The following is a 15,096-nucleotide window of genomic DNA, read 5'->3' on the forward strand; positions in this document are numbered from 1 at the left end:
CAATGGGCGCCTATCTTATCCGCCGTCTGTTACTGGTGATCCCCACGCTATGGGCCATTATTACCATTAACTTTTTTATCGTGCAGATCGCTCCCGGCGGCCCTGTCGATCAAGCGATTGCCGCGATTGAATTTGGTCAGGGCGGCGCGTTGCCCGGTGCCAGCGGCGAAGGCGTTCGCGCCAGTCATGCGCAAACCGGCGTCGGCAATATCAGCGACAGCCATTATCGCGGCGGCCGCGGACTCGATCCGGAGGTGATCGCGGAGATCACCCATCGCTATGGCTTCGACAAACCGCTGCATGAGCGTTATTTCAAGATGCTACGGGACTATCTCTCTTTTGACTTCGGTGACAGTCTGTTTCGCAGCGCATCCGTACTGACGCTGATCAAAGATAGTCTTCCCGTCTCCATTACCCTGGGATTATGGAGCACGCTGATTATTTATCTGGTGTCTATCCCGCTGGGGATTCGCAAAGCCGTCCATAACGGCAGTCGCTTTGATGTGTGGAGCAGCGCGTTTATCATTATTGGTTATGCGATCCCCGCCTTTCTGTTCGCTATTTTATTAATCGTCTTTTTTGCCGGCGGCAGCTACTACGATATTTTTCCGCTACGTGGCCTGGTCTCCGCCAACTTTGACACGTTACCGTGGTACCAGAAAATCACCGATTATTTGTGGCATATTACGCTGCCGGTGTTGGCGACCGTCATCGGCGGTTTTGCCGCCCTGACGATGCTGACGAAAAATTCGTTTCTCGACGAGGTGCGTAAACAGTATGTCGTTACCGCTCGCGCTAAAGGCGTGAGTGAAAAAAACATTCTCTGGAAACATGTTTTTCGTAACGCCATGCTGCTGGTGATCGCCGGGTTTCCCACCACTTTTATCAGTATGTTTTTCACCGGCTCGCTGCTAATTGAAGTCATGTTCTCGCTCAACGGCCTGGGGCTGCTGGGTTATGAAGCAACCGTTTCGCGCGACTATCCGGTGATGTTCGGTACGCTTTATATCTTTACCCTGATTGGCTTATTACTGAATATCCTGAGCGATATCAGCTATACGCTGGTCGATCCACGCATTGATTTTGAGGGACGATAATGCCGCGATTAAGCCCGGTCAATCAGGCCCGCTGGGCGCGTTTCCGCCATAATCGCCGGGGCTACTGGTCACTATGGATTTTCCTGATCGTGTTCAGCCTGAGCTTATGCGCGGAACTGATTGCTAACGATAAGCCATTGCTGGTGCGCTATGAAGGCCAGTGGTATTTTCCGCTGGTAAAAAATTACAGCGAGCGCGATTTCGGCGGCCCGCTGGCGACAACGGCAGATTATCAGGACCCCTGGCTACAACGGCAACTTGAGAATCGGGGCTGGGTGTTGTGGGCCCCCGTACGCTTTGGCGCCAATACCATTAATTTTGCCACCACGCAGCCTTTCCCCTCCCCGCCTTCGGCGAAAAACTGGCTGGGCACCGATGCGAATGGCGGCGACGTTTTCGCCCGCATCCTGTACGGCACCCGCATTTCTATTTTATTCGGCCTGATGTTAACGATTTGCTCCAGCGTCATGGGCGTACTGGCGGGCGCGCTACAGGGCTATTATGGCGGCAAAGTCGATTTATGGGGGCAACGTCTCATCGAAGTCTGGTCGGGGATGCCGACCCTGTTTCTGATTATTTTACTTTCCAGCGTAGTGCAGCCTAACTTCTGGTGGCTGCTGGCCATAACCGTACTGTTTGGCTGGATGAGTCTGGTGGGCGTGGTGCGCGCCGAGTTTTTACGGACCCGCAATTTTGACTATATCCGCGCCGCGCAGGCGCTTGGCGTCAGCGATCGTGACATTATCCTGCGCCATATGTTGCCTAATGCGATGGTCGCTACCCTGACATTTTTACCGTTCATTTTATGTAGCTCCATCACCACCCTGACGTCGCTGGATTTTCTGGGATTTGGTCTGCCGCTTGGCTCCCCTTCTCTCGGCGAACTTCTTTTACAGGGGAAAAACAACTTACAGGCTCCCTGGCTGGGGATCGCCGCCTTTCTGTCTGTCGCCATTCTGCTATCGCTGCTGATTTTTATCGGCGAAGCGGTACGCGACGCCTTTGATCCTGCTAAGGCGGTATAAGATGACATCTCCATTGCTTGCGATTGAAAATTTATCGGTAGGTTTCCGTCAGCAACAGCACGTACGTCCTGTCGTTAACGCCATTTCGTTACAGGTGAACGCCGGGGAAACGCTGGCGCTGGTCGGCGAGTCCGGGTCAGGAAAAAGCGTGACGGCGCTTTCCATTCTGCGTCTTTTGCCTACCCCTCCCGCCGTCTACCTCTCCGGCGATATTCGCTTTCACGGCGAATCATTGCTCCATGCCAGCGAGCAGACGCTACGCGGCGTGCGCGGCAATAAAATCGCCATGATTTTTCAGGAACCGATGGTTTCACTTAACCCGCTGCATACGCTGGAAAAACAGCTCTATGAAGTGCTGTCGCTCCATCGGGGAATGCGTCGGGAGGCGGCAAGGGCGGAGATGATCGGTTGTCTGGATCGGGTCGGTATCCGCCAGGCGAGCCAGCGTCTGCGCGATTATCCGCATCAGCTTTCCGGCGGCGAACGCCAGCGCGTCATGATAGCCATGGCGCTGTTAACACGGCCGGAATTACTGATCGCCGATGAGCCGACCACCGCCCTCGACGTCTCCGTACAGGCGCAGATTTTATCTCTACTGCGGGAACTCCAGCGCGAGCTCAATATGGGATTGCTGTTTATCACCCATAACCTCAGCATTGTAAAAAAACTGGCGGATTCGGTGGCGGTAATGCAACACGGCAAGTGCGTAGAGAACCAACGCGCCGACACGCTGCTCTCCGCGCCGACCCATCCGTACACGCAAAAACTACTCAACAGCGAACCCACAGGCGATCCGGTTCCGCTCCCCGCCGGGCAGACGCCGTTGCTGGAGGTGGACAGGCTGCGCGTCGCCTTCCCGATCCGCAAAGGCATTCTGAAGCGCGTCGTGGATCATAATGTGGTGGTTAACAATATCAGTTTCACCCTGCATCCAGGCGAAACGCTGGGTCTGGTCGGCGAGTCAGGATCGGGAAAAAGTACCACCGGTCTGGCGCTGTTACGGCTTATCCGCTCCGAAGGCCGCATCGTGTTTGACGGTCAATCGCTGGATACGTTAAACCGCCGCCAGCTTTTACCTGTTCGCCACCGTATCCAGGTCGTATTCCAGGACCCGAACTCATCGCTAAACCCGCGTTTAAACGTCTTGCAAATTATCGAAGAAGGCCTGCGCGTCCACCAGCCTATGCTTTCAGGCGCGCAGCGCGAACAGCAGGTGAAAGCGGTCATGATGGAAGTCGGCCTGGACCCGGAAACGCGGCATCGTTACCCCGCTGAGTTTTCCGGCGGGCAGCGTCAACGTATCGCCGTCGCTAGGGCGCTGATTTTAAAACCGTCGCTTATTATTCTGGATGAACCGACCTCATCGCTGGATAAAACCGTTCAGGCGCAGATTCTTGCCCTCCTGAAATCGCTCCAGCAAAAGCACCGTCTGGCCTATATCTTCATTAGCCACGATCTGCATGTAGTACGCGCGCTGTGCCATCAGGTTATTGTGCTGCGGCAGGGGGAGGTGGTTGAACAGGGGCAATGCGAGCGCGTGTTTACCGCACCGCAACAGGCCTATACGCGTCAGCTACTCGCGTTAAGCTGACGCCTAAAAAGGATTATTGTTAGAAAAAGGTTCCGCTATCGCCACGCCGAAATTTTTCAGCCGACAGGTGGCGGCAAACTCATCCTGACGATTAACGAACAGGCACGGTTCCCCTTCGCACTCCAGCACGGAGCAAGGAACTTCAATATCGCTTAGCGCCTGGCTGAGCTTATGCATCACTGACCACGCGCTATCGCCTGCCGGACTCAACAGTTTAAGCGCCACCAGACTATTCTCGGTGCTCTGCCCGTTTTGCGGAATCGGTTCAACCTTTGACCCCGCAAAACCCGCCGACCAGCGATAGTTTTGCGGCAGACGGTGAACAATTGAGAGCTGTAATGTATTCACTTTCTTTCCCCGGAAGCACAATTACTTCACAATTTAATTACATTTATATTAACACATCATTGACAACCCGTCCTTAAACAGATTGCTAACGCCCTACTCTCCGTCAGTGGCTCTACAGCAAGCGGGAGTTAAAATAGTTTTACCGACGCGGAGATAGCGGCGGGCTATATGTACCCGTTTCTGCGATCTAACTCAACCTTTTTAACTACAATGATGTGACTTTTTACATAAATGGATTTTACATAAAATAAACATAAAGGAGGAAAATGATGAATTGGTAATTGATATACATCAACTATGAAAGCCGTTTGGCTTTGCCATCGTCTAGCGGATAGCGTCCCCCAACGCCGCCTGCGCATTCTTCGGCGCCATTGAGGGACAGCGCGCCCGTCACCGTTTTTTGGGACGGCTGGCGTAGAGATAAAACAGAATGGAACAGGCGGCGCAAAGCGCAATCGACCAGATCATCGGCCACGCACTGGTAAAGGTAGCCAGCGACAGCAACGCGCCGACGATAGCGCCAATACCAAAGCGGAAAGTGCCCGCCAACGAAGACGCCGTTCCGGCCATATGCGGAAACTCATCCAAAATGACCGCCATCGCATTGGACGAAACCATCGACACACAGCCGACAAACGCCGCAACGCCGACCACCAGCGCCCAGAATCCAATGCCCATCAGCGCGCTGAAAACCATCCACACCGCCATCGCAAACTGAATCCATAGCCCGGCCCGAAACATGTTTAGCGCCCCTACCCGTCTGACAAAACGGCTGTTGATAATCGTCATCACAAACAGAAATACGATGTTCAACGCGAAGTAGTAGCCGAAATCCTGCGGCGGAACATGATTAATTTCGATATAAACAAACGGCCCCGCGCTCAGAAAAGAGAACATACCGGCAAAACTAAACCCGCTCGCCAGCATATAGCTCAGTACGCGTTTGTGGCGAAACAACGCGGCAAAGTTACCTATTGTGGTACGAATATGAAAAGGCTGACGCCGCTCAACGGGCAGCGTCTCTTTAATCAGAGCAAAGATCATGACTGACGCCAGAATCGCCGCAATGGCCAGTATCCAGAAGATATAGTGCCAGCTTAACCATACCAACACCCAGCCGCCGACAATGGGCGCCATTAACGGTGCTATCGTAGTGACCAGCATGACAAATGACATCATGCGCGAAAACTCTTCCTTTGGATAAATATCCCGCATCAGCGCATTGATGACGACGCTTGCCGCCGCGGCCGCCAAACCGTGAAAGAAACGCATCACGATCAGTTGATCGATAGTCTGCGCCAACGCACAGGCGACCGCCGCAGCGGCAAATACCAGCGTCCCGCCCAGGATGACCGGCTTACGCCCGAGGCTATCCGCCATCGGTCCATAGATAAGCTGACCCAGCGCAAACCCCAGAATATAGGTGCTGAGTGTCATCTGCGCGCTACCGGCAGGCACGCCGAATTGCGCAGAAATCACCGGCAGCGCTGGAAGATACATATCAATCGACAGCGGCATTAACATGGCCAACAGGCCAAGAATAAAAACAATGGCAAAGGAAGAGTGCTGCCGGGTGGTCACATCGAACTCCTGAAATTAACGAGATAGTTAGCCGACGCTGGCGATTTCTTCTTCAGTCAACGGGCGGTACTCGCCGGGAGCCAGATTCTCATCCAGCGTAATGGCGCCAATCCGTTCGCGGTGCAGTTCCACAACGCGATTGCCTACTGCGGCAAACATCCGCTTCACCTGATGATAACGGCCTTCGCTGATGGTCAGACGGACCTGCACAGGCGTTATCACCTCCAGCGTAGCGGGTTTAGTGAGATCTTTTTCATTATGCAACTGCACGCCTTTCGCAAATTGCGCTGCCGTATCGTCGGCCACCGGCGACTCCAGGGTCACCAGATAGGTTTTTTCACAGTGATGGCGCGGCGACGTAATGCGGTGCGACCACTGACCGTCATCTGTCATTAACACCAGACCGGTAGTATCGATATCCAGACGTCCTGCGGCATGCAGCTTATACGCCACCGGCTCATCCAGGAAATACAGCACCGTTGGATGATCGGGATCATCGGTTGAACAAACGTATCCCTGCGGCTTGTTAAGCATAAAATAGCGTGGCCCGTGTTGCTGCGCTAAGGGATTGCCGTCATACGCAACCGCATGTTCCGGGAGCAGTTTGAAGGCCGCATTTTTAATGATGTCGCCATCGACGGTAACGCGGTTACCACGAATTTCACGCCCGGCAATAGCGCGGCTGACGCCAAGCTGCTGAGCGATAAATTTATCAAGTCGCATGTGTGTGATTTAGCCTGTAATAATACGGAAATCGGGCATTCTACCCGAAAAAAGGGAATTGCTATCCGCTCAGTATAGCGGGCTAACTATATCCCTCAAGGGAAATGATTCATGGCATACTATTCCCGGAACCGTTTAACGTAGTGAGACCATGATTTTTACACTCCGCCCCTACCAGCAAGAAGCCGTAGACGCCACGCTCAGCCACTTTCGCCGCCACCGTACGCCCGCCGTGATTGTTCTGCCGACCGGCGCAGGTAAAAGCCTGGTGATCGCCGAACTGGCGCGCGTCGCCCGCGGACGGGTACTGGTGCTGGCGCATGTGAAAGAGTTGGTCGCGCAGAACCACGCCAAATATTGCGCGCTGGGGCTGGAAGCGGATATTTTCGCCGCCGGACTCAAACGTAAAGAGAGTCAGGGCAAAGTCGTGTTCGGCAGCGTACAGTCGGTGGCGCGTAATCTTGACGCCTTTCAGGAGGAGTTTTCGCTGTTGATTGTCGATGAATGCCACCGCATCGGTGACGATGAAGACAGTCAGTATCAGCAAATCCTCACTCACCTGAGTAAAGTTAATCCTCACTTACGTCTGCTTGGGCTAACCGCCACGCCTTTCCGCCTCGGAAAAGGCTGGATTTATCAATTTCATTATCACGGTATGGTGCGCGGCAACGACAACTCTCTGTTTCGCGACTGTATTTATGAACTGCCGCTGCGCTATATGATTAAACACGGCTATCTGACGCCGCCTGAGCGGCTTGATATGCCAGTGGTCCAATACGATTTCAGCCGCCTGCAGGCCCAAAGCAATGGGCTGTTCAGCGAAGCCGACCTGAACCGCGAGCTGAAAAAGCAGCAGCGGATTACGCCGCACATCATCAGCCAGATTATGGAATTTGCGCAAACGCGCAAAGGCGTGATGATTTTCGCCGCCACGGTCGAACATGCGAAAGAGATTGTCGGTCTGCTTCCGGCGGACGACGCGGCGCTGATTACCGGCGATACGCCAGGGCCCGAGCGCGACGCGCTGATTGATAATTTCAAGGCGCAGCGTTTTCGCTATCTGGTTAACGTCTCGGTGCTGACCACCGGCTTTGACGCCCCACACGTTGATCTCATCGCGATTCTACGTCCCACCGAGTCAGTTAGTCTTTACCAACAAATTGTCGGGCGTGGTCTGCGCCTTGCGCCGGGAAAGACCGATTGCCTGATTCTTGATTACGCAGGCAACCCGCACGACCTGTATGCCCCGGAGGTCGGTAGCCCGAAGGGAAAAAGCGATAACGTCCCTGTCCAGGTATTTTGCCCGGCCTGCGGCTTTGCCAACACCTTCTGGGGGAAAACCACTGCCGACGGCACGCTGATTGAACACTTTGGCCGTCGCTGCCAGGGCTGGTTTGACGATGACGACGGCCATCGCGAGCAGTGCGATTTTCGCTTTCGCTTCAAAAACTGCCCGCAGTGTAATGCCGAAAACGATATTGCCGCCCGACGCTGCCGGGAATGTGACGCCATTCTGGTCGACCCGGACGATATGTTAAAAGCGGCGCTCAGGCTCAAGGATGCGTTAGTCCTGCGCTGTAGCGGAATGACGATGCAGCATGGGCAGGATGAGAAAGGCGAATGGCTGAAAATCACTTACTATGACGAGGACGGCGCGGATGTCAGTGAGCGCTTCCGCTTGCACACGCCCGCCCAGCGTACCGCTTTCGAACAGCTATTTATTCGCCCGCATACCCGCACGCCCGGCGTTCCTTTACGCTGGATCACGGCGGCGGATATTGTCGCGCAGCAGGCGCTGTTGCGGCATCCCGACTTTGTGGTCGCGCGGATGAAAGGCCAGTACTGGCAGGTGCGTGAAAAAGTGTTCGACTATGAAGGCCGCTTCCGCCGGGCGCACGAATTACGTGGTTAATTGTACTTTTCATTGATGTAACGGCGATTTGAGTATAGAATCCCGCCCGCCTTTGCATACGCAAAGCAGATCACTTACCTGTTGCTGGGTCGCCTGTAGCAGGAATTATTAAAGAGAGATTTAAATGTTTACTATCAACGCAGAAGTACGTAAAGAGCAGGGTAAGGGTGCGAGCCGCCGCCTGCGCGCCGCTAACAAGTTCCCGGCAATCATCTACGGCGGTTCTGAAGCCCCGATTGCTATCGAACTGGACCACGACCAGGTGATGAACATGCAAGCTAAAGCTGAATTCTACAGCGAAGTTCTGACCCTCGTTGTTGACGGTAAAGAAGTAAAAGTTAAAGCTCAGGCTGTACAGCGTCACGCTTACAAACCGAAGCTGACTCACATCGACTTCGTTCGCGCGTAATCGCCTGGAAGTTGAAGAAAAACCCCGCCCCGGCGGGGTTTTTTTATGGAATTTAGTTCGCGGTAAAGATGAATCACACTTGCCGGATAAGGCGTTTCCTCCCCCATCCGGCAAGCGACTTTATTTCCCGCCCGACGTGCGTCGCTGCAACTGATCGCGCAAATTCGGCGGCGTCCCTTTGATAGTCAGGGTATCGGTCGCCGGGTCCCAGAAAATCCGCTCGCCCAGCAGCATCGCATCAAAGTTAATCGTTAACCCGCCGCCGCTGCCGGCATATTTGGTTAACTGGCGTAGCGTACTGCGATCCGCCGGGAAGCTCTCTTCCAGCTCATAGCCTTTTTCGGCGGTAAATTCGCTGAAGCTGACTTCACTGACGCCGGAAAGCTCTTTAGACAGCGATTCCAGCTCAATCTCTTCCCCGGCTTGTAACTGCTCGTTGCAGTAGCTGTACACCTGCTGGCGCACGTTCTGACGTTCTGCTTTATCCAACTGCGCTTCTGCGGTGAAATCATCCACTGCCTGCAACAGGCCGCGATTCTGCGCTTTGGCGTTCAACCCTTCGCTGGCGCCGAGGAAATCCATAAAGAAGTCAGCGACCTTGCGCCCTACCCGACCTTTCAGGAACGTCAGATAGCGGGTCGATTGCGGATTAGTTTCCCACTCGGTAAGATCGATACGTGCCACGATATCCGCATGGTTGATATCAAGATAATGCGTCGGGTTAATGTCCAGATTTTCATTGACCCGCATACTACTCAGGTTGTTCAGTACCGTAACCAGCAGATACTCCACCGCCAGGTAGCGATAATGGCAGAACAATACAATGCCGCCGTCCGCAAAGGGATATTTCGCCAGTTCGTCACGCAGGCGTCCGGTCGCCGCCCGGCTAAAGGCAAGAAAATCTTCTTCCCCCTGACGTTGCAACCGCAGCGCTTGCGCCAGTTCACTCTCTTCATTAAACAGGCCATACGCCTTATTCTTGGCGCTATAGACCCGATGCAGTTCAGCCACCATCTCGACAACGGTGGTTGTCGGCTCCAGCAATGAATCGCGCAAGACCAGCTCAAGATTTTGCTCATCGCGCTTGATAAGCTGGTGCAGGGCAATCTGGTTGATATCCAGACTCATGATAAACTCTCCTTTAAGACCGGGCGGTATTCAACCACCGCCTGCCGGAAGACGCAAGCAATCGCCCTGTCATTTCAGGCGTTATCCGTAACGCGAATGATTTAGGGGATAAAAATGCAGAAAAAAAACTGTTGCTACGGTAATATGTTGCCCTTTCATGAACAAACAGATTTTGATTTATGCCACAACTCTCCCGCTATAGTGATGAACATGTTGAACAACTGCTGAGCGAACTGCTCAGTGTACTGGAAAAACATAAGGCGCCGACCGATCTTTCCCTGATGGTGCTGGGAAATATGGTCACCAACCTTATCAACACCAGCGTTGCGCCGGCTCAACGCCAGGCGATTGCGAACTCTTTTGCCCGCGCCTTGCAGTCTTCGATTAGCGAAGACAACGCGCACTAAAAAGCCGACTCCGGAGAAACAAGCGACAGGTATGGTAACTCATCGTCAGCGCTACCGTGAAAAAGTCTCCCAGATGGTTAGCTGGGGGCACTGGTTCGCTCTGTTCAATATACTGTTGGCTACGTTGCTCGGCAGCCGTTACCTGTTTGTCGCCGACTGGCCGACAACGCTTGCGGGTCGCATATACTCCTACCTGAGCATTGTCGGGCACTTTAGCTTTCTGGTGTTCGCCACCTATTTGCTTATTCTTTTTCCGCTCACGTTTATCGTGATGTCCCAGCGGCTGATGCGGTTTTTATCAGCCATTCTGGCGACCGCGGGTATGACGTTGTTGCTTATCGACAGCGAAGTCTTTACCCGTTTTCACCTGCATCTTAACCCCATTGTCTGGGAGCTGGTCATCAACCCTGACCAGAACGAAACGGCGCGCGACTGGCAGCTTATGTTTATTAGCGTGCCGGTTATCTTATTGATTGAGATGCTATTTGCGACATGGAGTTGGCAAAAGCTGCGCAGTCTCACGCGCCGCCGCCATTTCGCAAGGCCGCTTGCGGCATTCTTTTTCGTCTCCTTTATCGCATCGCATCTTATCTACATCTGGGCAGACGCTAATTTTTACCGGCCGATTACCATGCAGCGGGCAAACCTGCCGCTCTCTTATCCGATGACGGCGCGACGTTTTCTTGAAAAACACGGTCTGCTGGATGCGCAGGAATATCAGCGCCGTCTGGTAGAGCAAGGCAATCCGGAAGCGGTCTCCGTTCAGTACCCGCTCAGCAATTTGCACTATCGCGATATGGGCACCGGTCAGAATGTGCTGCTCATTACCGTAGACGGCCTGAACTATTCTCGCTTTGAGAAGCAGATGCCGGAGCTGGCTAAATTTGCCGAACAAAACATCGACTTCACCCGTCATATGAGTTCAGGGAATACCACTGATAACGGTATTTTCGGCCTGTTCTATGGCATATCGCCAGGCTATATGGATGGCGTGTTATCCACCAGAACCCCTGCGGCGCTCATTACCGCGTTGAATCAGCAAGGCTACCAACTGGGACTGTTTTCTTCGGATGGTTTCGCCAGCCCGCTTTACCGTCAGGCATTACTGTCCGATTTCTCGATGCCGGCAGCGCAGACGCAGTCTGATGCGCAAACGGCCAGCCAGTGGATAGACTGGCTTGGGCGCTACGCACAGGAAGATAACCGCTGGTTCTCATGGGTATCGTTTAACGGTACTAACATTGATGACAGTAATCAGAAGAATTTTGTTAAGCGTTACGCCAGCGCCGCCAGCGACGTGGATGCGCAAATCAATCGGGTTCTGAACGCGCTGCGAGAGGCCGGTAAATTCGACAATACCGTCGTGATCATTACCGCAGGACGCGGCATACCGTTGACGCCGGAAGAAAATCGCTTCGACTGGTCGCAAGGTCATCTGCAAGTACCGCTGGTGATCCACTGGCCGGGGACGCCTGCGCAGCGTATTAATGCGCTTACCGATCATACCGATGTAATGACCACGTTGATGCAACGCCTGTTACATGTCAGCACGCCAGCGAACGAATATTCACAGGGCCAGGACATCTTTACCGTTCCACGTCGCCATAACTGGGTAACGGCGGCAGATGGCAGTACGCTGGCAATCACGACGCCGCAAATGACCCTGGTGCTCAATAATAACGGTCATTATCAGACCTATGACTTACACGGCGAGAAGATCAAAGATCAGAAGCCGCAGCTCAGTCTGCTGCTGCAAGTGCTAACAGAAGAGAAACGTTTTATCGCTAACTGATTAATTATAAATCAGTTAGCACCGTTTCCCCTTGCATTCGCGTTGGAAAGAGGTAGTATTAGCACCCACAAGTCGGCACGTAGCGCAGCCTGGTAGCGCACCGTCATGGGGTGTCGGGGGTCGGAGGTTCAAATCCTCTCGTGCCGACCAAAATTCCCCTTAAAAACCAGCCTCTCAGGGCTGGTTTTTTTATGCCTGCAATTAAAAAGTTAGCTGATGCCAGAGACGTTATTTTGCATGAACTGATTTTGCATGAACTGATCGGACATCTTTCCTGTGCAGTGGTCACAGTAAAGTCAATGCAGGCAAATAACGTAAACCATGTTTGTACTAAAACAGAAAAAGCGCATCTACACCCTATGCTGGAAGAAATGTTCGCAGTGGCAGGTAAATGAGTAAGCAATCTGTCGCAGCAATAATAAAACGTTCTGGTAAGGTAAATGGCTTACCACTTCTTTGTCACTAACAATTAGCCTCCCTGTCGCCATAGGGCCGATAACGATCGGCTAGTCACAACACGTTTTTGTAGACAACGTACCGTGATTAATTACTCCTTCAGCCAGCAACTCGCTAATTGTTATTCAACTTTAGAAATTATAACTAATTGAAGCACCTACAAAATTATGCCCTGAATTTTTATCCGTGAGTGATCCATTCGAGAAATGCCGAATATAAGCTTCTGTAGAAAAAGCCCCAAAGTTCCAACCAAGAAACGCTTTTTCCCCAAAGGTAAATGCAGAATTGACACGCATATCATCTCGCGACTTAGATTTTATATAAGCCCCCAGACCAATACCGGTATAGATACCAGCGAAATGAACCAGCGCCACATCCTTCGAGATACCCAATACGCCCTGGTTATATTTATTGCAGGGAACGCTGCCAGAATGTTTACTGCAATCATCGTTCCCCTTAGCCTTAAATCCTCCTAACTCCAGATTATTTCTTGCCTGTAAAAAGAAAAAATCGCTGGGTTCACTGTATGTCAGAAAAGCCGTATATAAGTGCTCAACCCCTCCTCTCCTTATACTTTCTCCCCCAGCAAAAGAGATCTGATGTTTGTTTCCCTTACCAAAAAAAACATTATCATTAGCAGAACATGCGAATGCACAAAGTAATAATATATATATAAATATTCTCTTCATATACACTCCATCACCATTTCAATGTCAATAGCTATTTTTAACCGACTAATATATTTAAAATTTTCTACGCCACACTTACGCTCACAGAAACGGCTGATATAGCATCCAGTATTAATATTATTTTCATAATTACTCCAACCAGCATTTTTGATGCAAACAGGCTGGACATGGGCTGTGTGCAGAAATCAAAACATACTCACTACGCTTTCCCCTTGAGTCGCCCCAATGGGTGCTCAAAACGCCGCGAGTGTTGTTCAGGCACATCCAGGATAAGTTATAAGTGAACGACTCTCATTCCTGACCACATTTTCATTTATGATAAGAATATCGTCAGAATCTCTTTATCGCATAAAAATATCTCTACTATTGACTTGATATTTAATTTAACAGATGTCGCGGTTTATTCGTTCTGCTCAGATGTATTTCATTGACATTAATAAAACAATAAATAAATTCAATTAAAATAATTTGTTAATAATGACAAACTTTAGACACTATGACTTTTAATAAGGAATTTCCCGCCAGTAAAGATAGTCTGGGCTTACGGGTGCAAGGGCGCAGCTACATATGCCATACTTCTGTTATGTCACATTGTCCGAAAAAAGCGTCCAGACCAGTATTCAACCTCAGGGAGTATTCTGTTTTCTCTCACAACGGGTTGTTTTATCCTTTCTATCGTTCAGCTAATTACTCGCCTGTCACAGGTTTTACTACTTACCCATGCACTAATTAGGGTAAAATTTACGCGCTTGACAATGTGGCAAATCTGGACGATTTCCGCGCTGAAAACAATAATCATTCTAATAAAACTCAGGAGATATAGCATGCCTGAAGTAACACCTTTTCAGGTGCTTATTGTGGACGACCATCCACTTATGCGGCGAGGTATTCGTCAATTACTGGAACTGGACCCGGCTTTTTATGTCGTTGCCGAAGCGGGTGACGGGGCGAGTGCGATCGATCTGGCGAATCGCATTGAGCCCGATCTGATCCTGCTGGATCTGAATATGAAAGGTCTGAGCGGGTTAGATACCCTGAACGCGCTACGCCGGGATGGTGTGACGGCGCAAATTATTATTCTTACCGTCTCGGATTCCGCCAGCGACATCTACGCGCTGATCGACGCCGGCGCCGACGGTTATCTGCTCAAAGATAGCGATCCGGAAGTGCTGCTGGAGGCCATTCGCAAAGGCGCTAACGGCGGTAAAGTCTTTAGCGATCGGGTCAATGAATATCTGCGTGAGCGCGAACGGTTTGGCGCGCAGGAAGATCCCTTTAGTATCCTGACCGAACGAGAGTTAGATGTCTTGCATGAGCTGGCGCAGGGGCTTTCTAACAAACAGATTGCGTCAGTACTGAATATTTCTGAGCAGACGGTTAAGGTGCACATTCGTAATCTGCTTCGCAAGCTAAACGTGCGCTCGCGCGTCGCGGCGACCATTCTATTTTTACAAACACGCGGAATGCAGTAACAAGTCAGGCCCGATGGCGCCACGCCACCGGGCCGTCAGGGCATTATTTCTCCTGCGCCAGCCGGATACTGCGCTCTATCACCGCCCGCCGGGCGTCACCCGCCGGCAGTAACTTCAGCATCATCTCCCAGGCCGCCACCGCCTCATCAAAGCGCTGCTGCTCAAAGGCGCTGAACGCATACAGGCTTAACACCCGGATATCCGTGTGGTCGCGGCTCACCAGCCGGCGCAGCAGCTCCCCGCCGCGGCGGTTATCCTCCGGGTCGGACGAGCGCGTCAGCGCCTCCGCGTAGCCCAGCGCCGCATCGCTGTTTTTCGGGTCCAGGCGACAGGCGTTCGCATACGCCCCGGTAGCGGTACCGGCATTACCCAGTACCATACCGATGCGTCCCAGCATGAGCCAGCCCTCAACATTGCCGGCATCATTCTGCAGGCGGGTGCGCAGCCCCAGCGCCAGCCGCGCCAT

At 52.3% G+C, this 15,096-nt stretch carries 15 protein-coding genes, 1 tRNA gene and 1 pseudogene; 11 read left to right on the plus strand and 6 right to left on the minus strand.

The features are described 5' to 3' along the window. The first annotated feature begins 2 nt into the window (after nt 1-2). The 3 genes from ACLJRE_RS09770 to yejF are packed head-to-tail and all read left to right on the plus strand — an operon-like array spanning nt 3 to nt 3,713. Nucleotides 3-1,097: a microcin C ABC transporter permease YejB gene (locus ACLJRE_RS09770; RefSeq protein WP_410957378.1), complete on the plus strand. Its 1,095-nt coding sequence runs from the start codon at nt 3-5 to the stop codon at nt 1,095-1,097. Next, nucleotides 1,097-2,122 (plus strand): ABC transporter permease, encoded by a 1,026-nt coding sequence (locus tag ACLJRE_RS09775; RefSeq protein WP_001137748.1) that lies wholly within the window; start codon nt 1,097-1,099, stop codon nt 2,120-2,122. The genes ACLJRE_RS09770 and ACLJRE_RS09775 overlap by 1 nt, the downstream gene beginning before the upstream one ends. Before the next feature lies 1 nt (nt 2,123). Then, nucleotides 2,124-3,713, plus strand: a complete 1,590-nt coding sequence (gene yejF / locus ACLJRE_RS09780; RefSeq protein ID WP_410957379.1) for a microcin C ABC transporter ATP-binding protein YejF — start codon at nt 2,124-2,126, stop codon at nt 3,711-3,713. Nucleotides 3,714-3,716: 3 nt separating this feature from the next. On the opposite strand, the gene ACLJRE_RS09785 is transcribed toward yejF, so the two are convergent. The 3 genes from ACLJRE_RS09785 to rsuA form a co-directional block, all read right to left on the minus strand. After that, on the minus strand, nt 3,717-4,061 hold the full coding sequence (locus ACLJRE_RS09785) for a YejG family protein (protein WP_001094639.1): 345 nt from the start codon (nt 4,059-4,061) through the stop codon (nt 3,717-3,719). Between the two features lie 390 nt (nt 4,062-4,451). Then, nucleotides 4,452-5,642, minus strand: coding sequence for a Bcr/CflA family multidrug efflux MFS transporter (locus tag ACLJRE_RS09790; protein ID WP_000213349.1), 1,191 nt, complete (start codon nt 5,640-5,642; stop codon nt 4,452-4,454). A 27-nt stretch (nt 5,643-5,669) separates the two neighbouring features. Beyond that, on the minus strand, nt 5,670-6,365 hold the full coding sequence (gene rsuA / locus ACLJRE_RS09795) for a 16S rRNA pseudouridine(516) synthase RsuA (protein ID WP_001234836.1): 696 nt from the start codon (nt 6,363-6,365) through the stop codon (nt 5,670-5,672). 151 nt (nt 6,366-6,516) lie between these two features. Here rsuA and ACLJRE_RS09800 point away from each other — a divergent pair, with 151 nt between their 5' ends. Then, nucleotides 6,517-8,277, plus strand: a complete 1,761-nt coding sequence (locus tag ACLJRE_RS09800; protein ID WP_000578131.1) for a DEAD/DEAH box helicase — start codon at nt 6,517-6,519, stop codon at nt 8,275-8,277. 124 nt (nt 8,278-8,401) lie between these two features. Next, nucleotides 8,402-8,686 carry a 50S ribosomal protein L25 gene (gene rplY / locus ACLJRE_RS09805; RefSeq protein WP_000494192.1) on the plus strand — a complete coding sequence of 95 codons (285 nt, stop codon included), beginning with the start codon at nt 8,402-8,404 and terminating at the stop codon, nt 8,684-8,686. 120 nt (nt 8,687-8,806) lie between these two features. Here the strand turns inward: rplY and yejK are convergent, their stop codons facing one another. Further along, nucleotides 8,807-9,814 (minus strand): nucleoid-associated protein YejK, encoded by a 1,008-nt coding sequence (gene yejK / locus ACLJRE_RS09810; RefSeq protein WP_000050806.1) that lies wholly within the window; start codon nt 9,812-9,814, stop codon nt 8,807-8,809. Nucleotides 9,815-9,993: 179 nt separating this feature from the next. Here yejK and ACLJRE_RS09815 point away from each other — a divergent pair, with 179 nt between their 5' ends. The 5 genes and pseudogenes from ACLJRE_RS09815 to ACLJRE_RS09835 all read left to right on the plus strand — a co-directional run bounded on the left by ACLJRE_RS09815 (nt 9,994) and on the right by ACLJRE_RS09835 (nt 12,408). Next, complete coding sequence (locus tag ACLJRE_RS09815) at nt 9,994-10,221, plus strand: YejL family protein (protein WP_001135904.1); 228 nt, start codon at nt 9,994-9,996, stop codon at nt 10,219-10,221. A gap of 31 nt (nt 10,222-10,252) precedes the next feature. Next, nucleotides 10,253-12,013 (plus strand): LPS biosynthesis-modulating metalloenzyme YejM, encoded by a 1,761-nt coding sequence (gene yejM, locus ACLJRE_RS09820; RefSeq protein ID WP_000256158.1) that lies wholly within the window; start codon nt 10,253-10,255, stop codon nt 12,011-12,013. Nucleotides 12,014-12,086: 73 nt separating this feature from the next. After that, a tRNA-Pro gene (locus ACLJRE_RS09825) sits at nt 12,087-12,163 on the plus strand. Further along, nucleotides 12,119-12,211, plus strand: a pseudogene (locus tag ACLJRE_RS09830) (hypothetical protein); the annotation flags it as partial. The gene ACLJRE_RS09825 and the pseudogene ACLJRE_RS09830, both read left to right, overlap by 45 nt. Further along, the gene (locus ACLJRE_RS09835; protein ID WP_001110923.1) at nt 12,205-12,408 is read left to right on the plus strand and encodes a DinI-like family protein; all 204 of its coding nucleotides are present in this window, start codon (nt 12,205-12,207) and stop codon (nt 12,406-12,408) included. The pseudogene ACLJRE_RS09830 and the gene ACLJRE_RS09835, both read left to right, overlap by 7 nt. Nucleotides 12,409-12,600: 192 nt before the next feature. On the opposite strand, the gene pagL is transcribed toward ACLJRE_RS09835, so the two are convergent. Next, a complete protein-coding gene (gene pagL / locus ACLJRE_RS09840) occupies nt 12,601-13,164 on the minus strand; it encodes a lipid A 3-O-deacylase PagL (RefSeq protein WP_000281869.1) in 564 nt (187 codons plus the stop codon). 818 nt (nt 13,165-13,982) lie between these two features. On the opposite strand from pagL, the gene narP reads away from it, so the two are divergent. Then, nucleotides 13,983-14,630: a nitrate/nitrite response regulator protein NarP gene (narP, locus tag ACLJRE_RS09845; RefSeq protein WP_001115500.1), complete on the plus strand. Its 648-nt coding sequence runs from the start codon at nt 13,983-13,985 to the stop codon at nt 14,628-14,630. 43 nt (nt 14,631-14,673) lie between these two features. On the opposite strand, the gene ACLJRE_RS09850 is transcribed toward narP, so the two are convergent. Beyond that, nucleotides 14,674-15,096: tetratricopeptide repeat protein (locus ACLJRE_RS09850; RefSeq protein WP_410957380.1), on the minus strand; the 423-nt coding region annotated here is incomplete at its 5' end.

The organism is Salmonella sp. SAL04157 (genome assembly GCF_046551635.1).
Classification (GTDB): Bacteria; Pseudomonadota; Gammaproteobacteria; order Enterobacterales; family Enterobacteriaceae; genus Salmonella; species Salmonella enterica.